We start from the raw sequence: 13,299 nt of genomic DNA, 5'->3' as shown, positions 1-13,299 counted from the left end.
TTCTGCCGCGAAGCGCGGTTACTGGCGCGCGGCCGGTGCGGGCGCCTGCCGCGCCCAATGGACGCGCCTGACCGCGGCTAGTCGTCGGCCGAGACCAGCAGCTGCTTGAGGTGCTTCTCGAGCTCGTCGCCGACGCTGACGCTCTCCGGATCGTAGAGCCACTGCAGCTGGAGGCCGTCCCAGAGAGCAGCGAGCCAGACCGCCTCGTACTCGGGGTCGAGGTCTGCGCGCATGTGCCCGGATGCCGCAGAACGCGCGAAGAGCTCCGCGAAGGTTCCGATCACGGTCTCGAAGCGCCTGTGGAAGTAGTCGTGCGCCGGATGCGCCGGAGCTGCGGCCTCGGCGGAGAGCACCGCGTACAGCTCGATCAGGCCGGGCATGCGCCCGGTGTCGTGGCGGGCGGCGTCGGGGAACGCCAGCAGCGTCGCCAGGGGACTCAGCCCTTCGCGTGTCGGTACGGCCCGGTACTCGAGCGCCGCGTCACGGTGGGCGATGACCGCAGCGAGCAGGTCGTCCTTGGTCGAGAAGTGGTGCAACAGCGTCGACTTGCCGATGCCGACGCGCTCGGAGATCTCACGGAGGCTCGTGGCGTGAAAGCCGCGGCTGGCGAAGAGCTTTGACGCCTCCTCGACGATGCGCACTCGCCGCTCCCGGCCGGGTGCATAACCGAGGTCGAGCACCCACGGCTTTTCGAAGTCGATGGCGTTGACGGTGCTCTGCCCCGTTGACGGGCGCGGAGCGTCGAGTCCGTGGAGCCGACGGATGTGTGTCTCGAGCATTTCCGGTACGTCGCAGCGCTCCGGCAGATAGAGCGAGATCAGCTGCAGACCGTCCCAGGCGGCGGTGAGGCGGACCGACTCCGACACGAGGTCGGAGTCCCGGGGGATCGATCCGGCATCCACGGCATCGTGGAAGAGCTCCGCCGACATCGTTCGCAGGCTCGCGTGGCGCTCCCGGAAACGCTCGTGCGCCGGGTGAGCGACACTGGTGGCCTCACCCGCCAGCGTCGTGAAGAGCGCGATGTATCCGGGGATCTCCGCATTCAACCGCGCCAGCTCGCCGACGACGTCGAGCGTGAATGCGCGTTCGCCGAGCAACTCTCTGCTCTGTTCAGACAGCCCGTCGACCACGGCCGAGAGGATCTCGTCCTTGGACGCGAAGTGGCGAAGAACACCCGGGTGAGAGAGCCCGGCATGGGTGGCGATGTCGCGCACCGAGACGGCGCCGAAGCCCTGCTCGAGGAAGAGCTCGGTGGCGGCGGTGAGTATGGCGGCGCGCGTGCGTGCGGCGGTGACGGAGCGTGCGGATGCCGGTGGCCCCGCGAGCGCCAACGATGGAACTCGTGTGGCGATTGCGTCGATCATCCGTCCCCCTGAACAGTGTTGAACCCAACTGTGCTGAACCCATCTTGCCACACACCGGTTACCAGCCGGACGATATTCAGTTACCAGATGGTCTAGTTTCATGTATGCTCGTCCGCGAGCCGACGAAGGCTCGCGTTCAGCGAAAGGAACACCATGACAGAGTCGTCGGTGGCCGCGGAAGCGACCAACACTGGTACTGGAGGCGTCGCAGAGCTCCCGCACGGAGCACAGAAGGCACGCGCACCGCGCGGCTACATTCTGGGTCTCGCATCCTCCAACTTCGGTGTGTACCTGGCCCTGCTGACGCCGGTCATGGTGTCGCTGGCGTTCAAGGTGCAGCACATCACCTCCTCGCCGGAGGAGGCAACCGCCGCGCTCGGCCTGATCATGGGTGTCGGCGCGCTCTTCGCCCTGCTGTGCAACCCCCTCGTCGGCCGTCTCTCCGACCGCACGGTGTCCCGCTTCGGCATGCGCCGGCCCTGGATGCTCGGTGGCGCTATCGTCGGCCTCGCCGCCTTCGCGCTGATCGGCGTCGCCACCAGCACCTGGATGGTGCTGCTCGGCTGGTGCGTCGTGCAGGCCTCCATGAACGGTCTCCTCGCGGCATCCACCGCCACCGTCCCCGACCAGGTCCCGGTCTCCGTCCGTGGCAAGGTCTCCGGCATCATCGGCCTCACCACGCCCCTCGGCATCCTCGGCGGCAGCTTCCTCGTGAACTTCCTCGCCGATGACTTCGCTCGTTTCGTCGTTCCCGGCGTGATCGCCCTCGTTCTCGTCAGCGCCTTCGTCTTCATCCTCAAGGACCGCGTTCTCACCGAGAAGCCGGCCGAGCGCTACGGCGTCAAGGAGTTCTTCGGCTCCTTCGTCTTCAACCCGGTCAAGCACAAGGACTTCGGCTGGACCTGGCTGACCAAGTTCCTCGTCATGTTCGGCTACGCCGGCATCGCGACCTTCCTGCCCTTCTACCTCACCCAGCAGTTCGAGCTGGGCGAGCAGGAGGCCATCGGCATCATCCTCATGGCCAACATGGCATCGATGCTCGCCATGGCCATCTCCGGTCCGATCGGCGGCATCCTCTCCGACAAGTTCGGCAAGCGTCGTCCGTTCGTCGCCGTCGCCGGCGGCATCATGGCGATCGGCCTGGTCGTGCTCGCGTTCGCCCCGAGCATCGAGATGGTCATCGTCGCCCAGACCATCATCGGCTTCGGCGCCGGCTCCTTCATGTCGGTCGACACCGCACTGGCCACCCAGGTGCTGCCGAACTCGAACGACACCGCCAAGGACCTCGGCGTCCTGAACATCGCCAACGCCCTTCCCCAGTCGATCGCCCCGGCGATCGCTCCGGCCATCATCGCCTTCGGCGCCACCACGGCGCTCGGCGGCTACACCACCTATTACCTCTTCGGCGCCGTAGTCGCACTGGCCGGCGCAGTCCTCGTGTACCGAATCAAGGGAGTCAAGTAACGCCATGACCGACACCATCAACACGACCCCGGATGCCGCGGCAACCGCCCCCGTCGACCCGACGTACCGCGACGCAACGCTCTCAACCGATGAGCGCGTCGAGAACCTGCTCGGTCAGATGACGCTCGAGGAGAAGGCCGGACTCTTCTTCCAGACCATGATCACCATGACGCAAGACGGGGAGCTCTCCCAGGGCGACCCGACCTTCGGCCTGCCGGCCAACGAGGTGTTCGTCATCGACAAGGGCATGAACCACTTCAATGTGATGGGCTCCGCCCCGACGCCCGAGCTCATGGCGACGTGGCACAACGCGCTGCAGACGCTCGCGGCCACCACCCGCCTCGGCATCCCCGTCACGATCTCGACCGACCCCCGCCACTCCTTCAGCGACAACCCGCTCGCCGGCATGATGGCCGGGCCGTTCTCGTCCTGGCCGGAGTCGATCGGTCTCGCCGCCATCCGCGATGAGGACGTCGTCGAGCAGTTCGGCGACATCGCGCGTCAGGAGTACCTGGCCGTCGGCATCCGCCTCGCCCTGCACCCGCAGATCGACCTCGCCACCGAGCCGCGCTGGGGCCGCCAGGTCGCCACCTTCGGCGAGGACCCGGAGCTGACCAGCGCGCTCGGCGCCGCGTACATCCGCGGATTCCAGGGCGAAACCCTCGGCAGCGACTCCGTCTCGACGATGACGAAGCACTTCCCGGGCGGCGGCCCGCAGATGGACGGCGAGGACGCACACTTCGCCTACGGCCGCGAGCAGGTCTATCCCGGTGACCAGTTCGATCTGCACCTCAAGCCCTTCGAGGCGGCCTTCGAGGCCGGCACCAGCCAGATCATGCCGTACTACGGCATGCCGGTCGGCACCGAGCACGAAGAGGTCGGCTTCGGCTTCAACAAGAGCGTCATCACCGGTCTGCTGCGCGAGCGCTTCGGCTTCGATGGCATCGTCTGCACCGACTGGGGCCTCATCTCCGATTCCGAGATCATGGGCCAGCCGTTCCCGGCCCGTGCCTGGGGCGTTGAACACCTGACCCCGCGCGAGCGCATGCTCAAGATCATCGAGGCCGGCGTCGACCAGTTCGGTGGCGAGGCGATCCCCGAGATGCTGATCGAGCTCGTGCGGAGCGGTGACGTCAGCGAGGCACGCCTCGACGAGTCCGCTCGCCGCCTGCTGCGCGAGAAGTTCGTGCTCGGCCTCTTCGACGCGCCGCTCGTCGACGTGGAGAAGGCCGGCCGGGTCGTCGGCTCCGCCGAGTTCCGTGCGGCGGGCGAGGCCGCCCAGCGCGCCTCCATCACCGTGCTCACCAACACCGCATCGGATGCCGGCACCCCGGCGCTTCCGCTGGCACGCGGCCTCAAGCTTTACGTCGAGGGCATCGATGCAGACGTTGCCGCGGAGTACGGCACCGTCGTCGAGACGCCGGCCGAGGCCGACGCCGCCGTCATCCGCGTCCAGGCGCCGTTCGACGTGCGCGAGACGTTCTTCGAGAACTTCTTCCACCAGGGCTCGCTCGACTTCACCGACGAGGCGATCGCCCACGTTCGTGAGATCGCCGCCGCCGTGCCGACCGTGCTCGACGTGCACCTGGATCGCCCCGCGATCCTGACGCCGATCATCGACGCCCCCGTCGCCGTCGTCGCCAACTACGGTGCGAACGCCCGTGCGCTCCTCGACGTGCTCACCGGCGCTGCGGCGGCCAAGGGCAAGCTCCCGTTCGATCTGCCGTCGAGCATGGCCGCCGTCGAGGCGAGCCGTGAGGACGTTCCGTTCGACACGAAGGACCCGCTGTTCCGCTTCGGGCACGGCCTCACGGTCTGAGCCGCGATGCGGCTCTAGCCCTCGGTTCGAGAGCAGCGACGAGCTAACACAACGACCTCCTCCTGCGCAATGGGATTGCGCCGGGGGAGGTCGTTGCTTATGGTGCTGGCATACCTTGAGGGAGAAAACCTCAGGGCCGAGTGGATCCCTAGTCGCTACCCGATAAAGTGACGGCACGGAGCGCTCACAATCAGGTGGCCCTCCGCCCGAGAACCCCCCATTGCTGGTGGGGGGCCACCGCCAAACCCGAACAGTCAGAGCCCGAACAGAGACCCGGACCGACGGGCATAGCCGCGAGCTTCCCAGCGGGGGACGGTGGGAAGGCGCTATGTCCGTCCCGCGGGTCCGGCGGCGTACACCCGGGAGAGTAACGCGAGCACTCCCCGGGGCGGATGCCGCTCGCAGCCAGCGTCGATACGATCGGTTCATGACACGCTCAGCCGGCCCCGATCAGTGGGGAACCCCGTGGGGTTCCGGCCCGTGGCAGTGGGGCCGCAGCGAGAGCGGGCCGCCCCGCGGAGCTCGCTGGTTTCCCGTTGTGCTGTCGCTGCTGGTGCAGCTGGTGGTCGCCGTCGTGTTGCTCGCCAGGGACGAATTCGGGGGAGCGCCGGCATCCGCAGCGGTGCTCGCCTCACCGGTGCTCGCCGCCATGCTCGGCTCGTTCCTGCTGCTCTGGCTGCGCCGCTGGCCGGGGCCGAGCGTCGTGGCCGTCGCCCTCTGCACCTTCCCGGCGATCTTCCTGAGCACCATTCCCGTGCCCATCGCCATCCCGCTGGCCTTCGCGGTGATTGGCGCGACCGTGCGCGGCGCACGGGTGTGGGTGTGGAGCACGGTCGGGGCCGGCCTGCTGCTCACCGTCGCACTCGCGTTCACGGTTGCCGAGCGCCCGAGCGACATCGTGCGCCCGCTCGCGGTGATGCTCGTGCTCAGCGTTCTCGTCGGGCTGGGGGAGGCGATTCGCAACCGGCGCGACCGTTTCGCCGAGTACCGCGCGGCGGCAGTCCGCAGGCGGCAGAGCGAGGCCGAGAAAGAGCGCGTGCGCATCGCCAGGGAGCTCCACGACGTGCTCGCCCACTCCCTCTCCTCGATCAACGTGCAGGCGAGCGTCGGCCTGCACCTCATCGACGAGCAGCCGGAGAAGGCCGCGGAGGCGCTGGCGAACATCAAGGCGACGAGCAAGTCGGCCCTCGAGGAGGTGCGCGGTGTGCTCGGCTTCCTCCGCTCGAGTGTCGACGGTGCCGATGAGGCGGCCCCGCGCATGCCGCAACCGGAGCTGGCCCGGCTGCCCGCGCTCGTCGAATCCGTCTCGGCGCTCGGCGTGAACGTCACGCTCGCCGGGCAGCCACCGCTCGGCCTGGCCCAGCTCGCCGAGCTCACCATCTACCGTGTCGTCCAGGAGGCGCTGACCAACATCACCAGGCACTCCACCGCGAAGAACGCCACGGTGGCGTTCACGGATGACGGCGGCAGCACCCTCGTGACCGTGACCGACGACGGCACCCACCCGCCCGGCACGGAACTCGTCGAGGGGCGCGGGCTTCTCGGCATGCAGGAGCGCGCGGTGCTCCTCGGCGGAACACTGGAATCCGGATGGCTGCCGGAGGGCGGCTTCCGCGTAGCGCTCCGGCTGCCCAGGGGCGGAGATCTGTCGTGATCAGCGTCTACCTGGCCGACGACCAGGCGCTCGTGCGCGGCGGATTCCGGGCACTGCTGGAGTCGGAGGCCGACCTCACCGTCGTCGGTGAGGCAGGCACAGGGCGCGCGGTGCTCGATGGGGTGCGCGCCACCAGGCCCGATGTCGTGCTGATGGACATCCGGATGCCGGACGGCGACGGGCTGTGGGCCACCGCGGCGATCACCGCTGATCCCGCCCTCGCCCACACGCACGTCGTCATGGTGACGACGTTCGAGCTCGACGACTACGTTGCAGAGGCGATCCGCGCCGGCGCGAGCGGCTTCCTCGTCAAGGACACCGAACCGGTGGAGCTGATCCGGGCCGTTCGGGTCGCGGCCGCAGGCGACGCGCTGCTCTCGCCCGGCGTGACGCGCCGCCTGCTTGCGCGGATGGCGGCCGGCCTGAAGGACGCACCGAACACCGAGCAGCTCGCCGTGCTCACCGAGAGGGAGCGCGAGGTGCTCACCCTCGTCGGGCGCGGCCTCAGCAACGACGAGATCGCCGAGGCACTCGTGCTCAGCCCGTTGACGGCGAAGACCCACGTGTCCCGGGTGATGGGCAAGCTCGGCGCGCGCGACCGGGTCCACCTCGTCGTGACGGCGTACGAGACCGGCCTGGTGCGCGCGGGCTGGAACTGAGCGGGCCCGGCGTACTCCCGGGGGAGCAGCCGAAGTGTCTGCCGCGGGCGGATTCGCAGCATGCGGCATCCGGCGAGGCTGGAGGAGCGGTCGCACCCGATCGCTCACCCGTCGATTGGACCCCACCATGTTCACAACACTCATGTCCTCCCCGGCCATCGCCACGGTCGCCGCCCATCCTTACGGCTGGGGCGGGCCGAGCTGGCTCTTCATCCTGATCCCGATCTTCTGGATCACCCTGTTCGTGCTGTTCTTCGTCTTCATGGGCCGCCGTTGGCGCGGCCGCGGCTACGGCCCGCACGGCTGGGCACCGACCGTCTCGGCCGAGCAGACGCTGTCGGAGCGCTACGCCCGCGGCGACATCGACGAGACCGAGTATCGGGCGCGCCTGGAGGTGCTGCGGGCGAACCGTCCGGAGCGCTAGCGGGCGCCTCCGAGGCAGGAGGAAATCGGGCGGATGCTGCTTCTGCGGCATCCGCTCGCTAAAATCGAACGCGGGCTGCACTCGGTGCGGCCCGTTTCGAGTGGAGGCAAGACATGGCCGAATGGCTGCAGAGCGACGCGTCGTCGTCGGTGCTGTTGATCGTGGCGGCGGTGCTTGTGCTCGCTCTGGCAGTGACAGTGGTGCTCTGGCTCAGGGCCGCGCGGCGGTTGCGCCGGAGCGATCGGGACTGGACGAGTGCCGAGCGCACCCGCATCGACCTCGAACTCTCGCTGGCCGAGCAGACCGGCCGCCTCGGCATCGTGCGCGAGCTGCAGGACGTCGCCGTGCTCAACGTCTCCCGCCTGATCACCCAGGCAGAGGGCGCGCGCTACACCGCCGAAAGCGACCCCAGTTCGGCCGCCCGCGTCGTCGGCGCGATCGTCGAGTCCGGCCGTGAGGCCGTCGGCGACATGCGCCGCGTGCTCACCGTGGCGCGCGAGGGTGAATCCGTCTCCTCGCGCCAGCCGGGGCTGCAGTCGGCCCGTGACCTCTTCCGCGTGATGCGGGATGCCGGCCTCACCATCGTCTTCGACGAATCGGGTGAGCGCTACGAGCTCAAGCCGGGTGCCGAGCTGGCCATCTTCCGCATTCTGCAGGGGGCGCTGGCCAACGCGCTCAAGCACGGCGGAACCGGCACGGAGGCGAAGGTCTCGTTCAGCTGGACCCGTGACGGGCTGCAGCTGCTCGTCGACGACGACGGCATCCGGGCCAAGGCCCGCCGCGCCGGCCTGGATTCCGAGGCGATCAACCGCGACACCGCGTACACGATCGACGACGACCTGCACGCGCTCACGTCCAACTTCTCCGGCGCCGGCCTCACCCAGATGAAGCAGCGCGCCGAGCTCTACGGCGGCGTGTTCCAGGCCCGCACCGTTCCCGGCGTCGGCTTCTCGGTGTCGGTCATCTTCCCCGCGCTGCGCTTCCACAATGGGGTGCACAGCGTCAACCTCGCGCGATGAGCGTCGCGGAAGTCGGCGAACTCGATGAGCTCGCGGCCCGCAAGATCGTCGTCCGCGAGGCGTGGGCCGTCGGCATCGCGACGGCCGCGTACGGCATCTCCTTCGGGGCACTCGCCGTCGCGGCAGGCCTCGACGTCTGGCAGGCCTGCTTCCTCAGCCTGGTGATGTTCACCGGCGGTTCGCAGTACGCGCTCGTGGGCGTGCTCGCCACCGGCGGTGTCGCCGCCGGTCCCACCGCGATCGCCGGAGCGGCACTCCTCGGAACCCGCAACGCCATCTACGGCATGCGGATGGCGCCGATCCTCGGCGGCGGCTGGTGGACCAAGCTCGCCGCGGCGTGGGGCACGATCGACGAATCAACGGCCGTCGCCCTCGCCCAGCCGCGGCCGCACCTGCGCCGGGTCGGCTTCTGGGTGACCGCGATCGTGATCTTCATCGGCTGGAACCTCACGACCCTGCTCGGGGCGCTCATCGGTGATGCGCTGGGCGACCCGCGCATCTACGGACTCGATGCCGCAGCCGCCGCCGCGTTCCTCGGACTGCTCTGGCCCCGACTGAAGCGCCTGCAGGCGAGCGCCGTCGCCGTGGCCGCCGCCCTCGTCGCCGTTCTGCTGACGCCCGTGCTGATGCCCGGCCTGCCCGTGCTCGTCGCCGCCCTCGTTGCCGTCGTCGTCGGTGCGTTCAACTGGCTGGGGACGGAGAAGCGCGCATGACCATGTGGCAGATCGTGATTCTCGCGTCGATCGCGTGCGTCATCCTGAAGCTCGCCGGCTACCTCGTGCCGCCGCGGGTTCTCGACAACCCGGCCGTGTCCCGCGTCGCGGAGCTGCTCACCGTCGCGCTGCTCGCGGCGCTCATCGGGGTGCAGACCTTCGCGCAGGGCCAGGAGATCGTGATCGATGCCCGTGTGCCCGCCGTGATCGTGGCCGCCGGGCTGTTCGCGCTGCGCGTGCCGTTCATCGTCGTGGTGATCGTGGCCGCGCTCGTCGCCGCCGGCATCCGCGCCCTCAGCTAGCCGCCCACCTCCGACGTCTGAACGCGCGGGCGAGGGCTCCCTCGCCGCTTAAGGCGGCGTTCACCCGGGCGCCACCTGCCGCTTACACCGCCTGTCTACCGTCACAGAGCGCGCACTATGCGCGAAAGATCTGACCTCTTGACGAAGGCGAAGTATGACTGCTCCACATCCGATACCCCCGAACCCTCAACGCTCGCCGAGGCGGGTGCTCGCGCTTGTGACCGCGGGCGCACTGATGCTCACCGGCGCGGTGAGCCTCGATGCGGTCGCCACCGAGAGCGCCGCGGTCGCGGCGCCAGACAGTAACGGCCTGAACCTGGGCGGCGACGGCTCCTCGCTGCTGACCGCCGAGACGGAGGCCGTGGCCCCCGGTCTCGACCTCACCTCTTTCCGTCGCGTGCAGGGCGCCGGTTGGGTGAGCGGCCATGTCATGGTCGCCGACCTGTCCACACCGACGCTCAGCCTGGACGTGCTCGACGCCGGAACCGTGAGCGGCGGTGCGACGGTCTCAGAGCAGATCAGTGGCACCGGCGCCGTGGCCGCGGTCAACGGCGACTACTTCGACATGAACGCTTCGGTTGCACCCGTGTCGACGAACGTGTCGTCGACGCAGGGCATCCGCACCGCCAGCCCGGCCGACCGACCGGCATTCACCATGAACGACGGTCTGGCGACGGTTCAGAAGCTCATGGTGCAGGGCACCGTGGAGTTCGCGGGCGGCAGCACGACGCTCTCCGGCATCAACACCCCGAGCGTCGAGGCCAACCGCATCGGCCTGTACACCTCGATCTGGGGGAGCTACCCGCTGAACGCGCCGATCGGTGGCGCGACCGACATCGCCGCGGTATCCGTCGTGGACGGCCTCGTCTCGGCGATCGAAACGGATCCGGCGGCGCTGACACAGCCGGCGAACATCCCCAGCGGAACGAGTGTGCTCGTCGGCCGCGGCACGCAGGCCGTCGCGTTGAGCGCGCTCAGCGTCGGCGACCCGATCGTGATCACCACCGGTGTGAGCAAGGATGTCGACCTGGCGGTCAGCGGAAACCAGTGGCTCGTCGCCGACGGTGTCCAGACCCCGGACGACCAGGTCGAGGCGGCCCGCACCGCCGTAGGCGTCAGCCGAGACGGCAGCACCGTCTACGTGGTGGCCGTTGACGGACGCGCCGGCGACAGCCGCGGCCTGACGGTACAGGAACTCGGACGGTTGATGCTCGACCTCGGCGCCTGGAACGCCATCAACCTCGACGGCGGTGGGTCAACCACGATGCTCGCCCGAACGGCCGGGAACACCGAGGCAACGGTGGTGAACCGCCCCTCAGACGGGAACGAGCGAATCGTCGCCAACAGCCTCGCCTTCTTCTCCTCCGCGCCCGCGGCCCAGCTGAGCGACGTGATGGTCGCGCCCGCGCTGAAGCGCCAGGGCGCCGACACGGTGCTTCCTGGACTCCACCGCACCCTCACGGGCACCGGCCTCGACGCCAATCTGCAGGGCATCCCCGCCGAGGGCGCCTTCGCTGCGGACAGCGCAACCGTCAGCCTCGAAGCGATCGACGGTGGCTCCGCCCGCGTACTCGGCGTGGCTGCGGGACAGGCCAGCGTGAACTACACCGCAGAGGGCAAGACCGCCTCGAGCGGCATCCGCGTACTCGGCGAGCTGCAACGCATCACCGCCGACAAGTCGGTCGTGGCCCTGCAGACGGCCGGCCAGACGGGCGAGGTGCGCCTGACCGCCCTCGACGGCGACGGCAACCGGGTGCCCGTCGAGGTGAGCGACGCATCGGTGCAGGCCGGCGAGAAGGTGAGCGTCGTGCCGAACGGGCTCGACAGCTGGCTGATCACCCCGACGGCGGATGCCGGATCGGCCACGATCACCTTCACCGTCGGCGGACGGAGCGTCGACGTCGCGGTGACCATCGGTTACGACGTCACAACGGTCGCCGACTTCTCCAACGGTGCGGATTGGAAGTTCGCCTCCGACCGGGCGGCCGGAACGCTCACCCCGATGCCGGCCGGCGGGCCGAACGGTGAGGACGCACTGCGCCTGCAACACGACTTCACCACATCGACCGCGACCCGCGGTTCCTACGCCGTGGCCCCGGCCCCGATCCAGATTCCCGGGCAGCCGCAGGCGCTGAGCCTCTGGATCAAGGGCGACGGCAGTGGGATCTGGCCGCGCATCCAGCTGAAGAGCGCCGCAGGCGTGACCAGCAACCTCGACGGCCCGATGGTCACCTGGAACGACTGGCAGCAGGTGCGCTTCACCGTGCCCGTCGGCACCGCCTACCCGATCGAGATCTCGCGGGTGCGATTCATGGAGACGCGCACGGCCGTCTCCTACCAGGGCGACGTGAGCATTGCCGGGCTCGAGGCGATCGTTCCGGCGAGCGTCGATCAGCCGGCATCCCCGTATGTGCACGATCCGATCATCGCGGCCAACGGCACGGTCGACGGCCGCGCCCAGCGCATCGCCGTGATGAGCGACGCGCAGTTCGTCGGTCGCAACCCCGACAGCGTCAACGCCCAGGGTGCCCGCAAGGCGCTGCGGGAGATCGTCGCCGAGAACCCCGACCTCCTCGTGATCAACGGCGACTTCGTCGACGAGGCGGCAGACATCGACTTCGAGCTCGCTGAGCGCATCCTTGACGAGGAAGTCGGCTCGAAGCTGCCGTGGATCTACGTGCCGGGCAACCACGAGGTGATGGGGGCGCCGATCAGCAACTTCGAGAAGTTCTTCGGCGCCGCGTCGGGCACGCGCGACCTCGGTTCCACCCGCATCATCACGCTGAACAGCTCGGCTGGCACTCTGCGCGGCGGCGGAATGGCGCAGCTGAACATGCTGGAGGCGCAGCTGAAGGATGCCGCATCCGATGCCGGTGTCACGGGCGTGATGGTCTTCTTCCACCATCCATCCGACGACCCGCTGTCGAGCAAGGACAGCCAGCTGGGCGACCGCTACGAGGCGGCGGCGCTGAACGAGCGCTTCGCCACGTTCCGCAAGGACACGGGAAAGTCGATCGCCGTGATCAACGGTCACGTCGGCGTCTTCCACGGTGCGAGCGTCGACGGCGTCTCGCAGATCATCAACGGCAACTCGGGCAAGGGGCCGGCCGGCGCGGCCGACCACGGCGGATTCGTCGGGTGGACGTTGCTCGGTGTGAACCCCCGCGCCGGCGTCGTCGGCGCCAACCCGGACTCCGTCAGCTCGCGCATCAACTGGATGCAGGCCGAGACGCGACCGCGCGTGGACGAGCTGCGGCTGGATGCGCCGACCGTGATGACCGTGGGGGAGACCGCCTCCGTGGCGTCGACGCTGGTGCAGGACGGCGGCCGCGAGGTGCCCGTTGCCTGGCCGGTCACCGCCCAGTGGGCCGGCGAGGGCGTCACCGTGGTCGACGGCGGGAGCACGCGCAGCCAGGAGCGCGCGGCATCCACCCTGCGCCTGAACACCCTGACCGGTGAGCTCACCGCCACACAGGCGGGCACGGCGATGCTGAGCGTGACCGTCAACGGTGTTCGTGCCGAGGTGCCGGTCACGGTGGCCGGGGCTCCAGTTGACCCTGTCGATCCGACCGATCCGACCGATCCGACCGACCCCGTCGACCCGACGGACCCCACTGGACCCACCGACCCCACCGATCCGAGCGGCCCGGGGAACGGCAACGGCGGCAGCACCGGCGAGGGTTCCGACGTTGCGGGCGGCTCCAGCGATACCGGTGCCATCGCCACCACCGGGTTCGCCGCCGGCAGCCTCGGTCTGGGCGGCGCGATCCTGCTGTTGGCCGGCGCAGCGCTCGTGGTGATCCGCCGTCGAAAGCTGCGCACCCGGCAGTAGCGCGACAGAAAAGCAGAGGAGGCACCCCCGGCAGGGGTGCCTCCTCGTG

The 13,299-nt window shown here is 69.3% G+C and carries 10 protein-coding genes; 9 read left to right on the top strand and 1 reads right to left on the bottom strand.

All coding sequences use genetic code 11. The features are described 5' to 3' along the window. Positions 1 to 77 precede the first annotated feature (77 nt). Complete coding sequence (locus tag EV379_RS08470) at positions 78 to 1,364, bottom strand: TetR/AcrR family transcriptional regulator (RefSeq protein ID WP_165397331.1); 1,287 nt, start codon at positions 1,362 to 1,364, stop codon at positions 78 to 80. Positions 1,365 to 1,517: 153 nt separating this feature from the next. Between EV379_RS08470 and EV379_RS08465 the strand changes: the two genes are divergently transcribed. The 9 genes from EV379_RS08465 (at position 1,518) to EV379_RS08425 (ending at position 13,250) form a co-directional block, all read left to right on the top strand. After that, on the top strand, positions 1,518 to 2,828 hold the full coding sequence (locus tag EV379_RS08465) for an MFS transporter (protein WP_130505752.1): 1,311 nt from the start codon (positions 1,518 to 1,520) through the stop codon (positions 2,826 to 2,828). A 4-nt stretch (positions 2,829 to 2,832) separates the two neighbouring features. Beyond that, the gene (locus tag EV379_RS08460; RefSeq protein WP_130505751.1) at positions 2,833 to 4,647 is read left to right on the top strand and encodes a glycoside hydrolase family 3 protein; all 1,815 of its coding nucleotides are present in this window, start codon (positions 2,833 to 2,835) and stop codon (positions 4,645 to 4,647) included. Positions 4,648 to 5,074: 427 nt separating this feature from the next. After that, entirely contained in the window at positions 5,075 to 6,301 is a 1,227-nt protein-coding gene (locus EV379_RS08455) for a sensor histidine kinase (RefSeq protein WP_165397330.1), read from the top strand. Beyond that, complete coding sequence (locus EV379_RS08450; protein ID WP_130505749.1) at positions 6,298 to 6,960, top strand: response regulator; 663 nt, start codon at positions 6,298 to 6,300, stop codon at positions 6,958 to 6,960. The genes EV379_RS08455 and EV379_RS08450 overlap by 4 nt, the downstream gene beginning before the upstream one ends. A 127-nt stretch (positions 6,961 to 7,087) precedes the next feature. After that, positions 7,088 to 7,384 carry an SHOCT domain-containing protein gene (locus EV379_RS08445; protein WP_242616294.1) on the top strand — a complete coding sequence of 99 codons (297 nt, stop codon included), beginning with the start codon at positions 7,088 to 7,090 and terminating at the stop codon, positions 7,382 to 7,384. Positions 7,385 to 7,497: 113 nt separating this feature from the next. Then, entirely contained in the window at positions 7,498 to 8,403 is a 906-nt protein-coding gene (locus EV379_RS08440; protein WP_130505748.1) for a sensor histidine kinase, read from the top strand. Beyond that, a complete protein-coding gene (locus EV379_RS08435; protein ID WP_130505747.1) occupies positions 8,400 to 9,116 on the top strand; it encodes an AzlC family ABC transporter permease in 717 nt (238 codons plus the stop codon). Before EV379_RS08440 ends, EV379_RS08435 begins: the two co-directional genes overlap by 4 nt. Continuing rightward, a complete protein-coding gene (locus EV379_RS08430; RefSeq protein WP_130505746.1) occupies positions 9,113 to 9,418 on the top strand; it encodes an AzlD domain-containing protein in 306 nt (101 codons plus the stop codon). Before EV379_RS08435 ends, EV379_RS08430 begins: the two co-directional genes overlap by 4 nt. A gap of 205 nt (positions 9,419 to 9,623) precedes the next feature. Next, the gene (locus EV379_RS08425; RefSeq protein ID WP_165397329.1) at positions 9,624 to 13,250 is read left to right on the top strand and encodes a phosphodiester glycosidase family protein; all 3,627 of its coding nucleotides are present in this window, start codon (positions 9,624 to 9,626) and stop codon (positions 13,248 to 13,250) included. Positions 13,251 to 13,299 lie beyond the last annotated feature (49 nt).

Origin of the sequence: Microterricola gilva, from assembly GCF_004217495.1 — a bacterium.
Taxonomy (GTDB): domain Bacteria; phylum Actinomycetota; class Actinomycetes; order Actinomycetales; family Microbacteriaceae; genus Microterricola; species Microterricola gilva.
Note: the sequence above shows the minus strand (reverse complement) of the source record. Positions and strands in the feature narration are given on the sequence as shown.

Excerpts from the sequence above, each read along its gene's own strand:
- EV379_RS08470 (WP_165397331.1), bottom strand. The coding sequence starts at position 1,364 with ATGATCGACGCAATCGCCACACGAGTTCCATCGTTGGCGCTCGCGGGG.
- EV379_RS08465 (WP_130505752.1), top strand. The coding sequence starts at position 1,518 with ATGACAGAGTCGTCGGTGGCCGCGGAAGCGACCAACACTGGTACTGGA.
- EV379_RS08460 (WP_130505751.1), top strand. The coding sequence starts at position 2,833 with ATGACCGACACCATCAACACGACCCCGGATGCCGCGGCAACCGCCCCC.
- EV379_RS08455 (WP_165397330.1), top strand. The coding sequence starts at position 5,075 with ATGACACGCTCAGCCGGCCCCGATCAGTGGGGAACCCCGTGGGGTTCC.
- EV379_RS08445 (WP_242616294.1), top strand. The coding sequence starts at position 7,088 with ATGTTCACAACACTCATGTCCTCCCCGGCCATCGCCACGGTCGCCGCC.
- EV379_RS08440 (WP_130505748.1), top strand. The coding sequence starts at position 7,498 with ATGGCCGAATGGCTGCAGAGCGACGCGTCGTCGTCGGTGCTGTTGATC.
- EV379_RS08435 (WP_130505747.1), top strand. The coding sequence starts at position 8,400 with ATGAGCGTCGCGGAAGTCGGCGAACTCGATGAGCTCGCGGCCCGCAAG.
- EV379_RS08430 (WP_130505746.1), top strand. The coding sequence starts at position 9,113 with ATGACCATGTGGCAGATCGTGATTCTCGCGTCGATCGCGTGCGTCATC.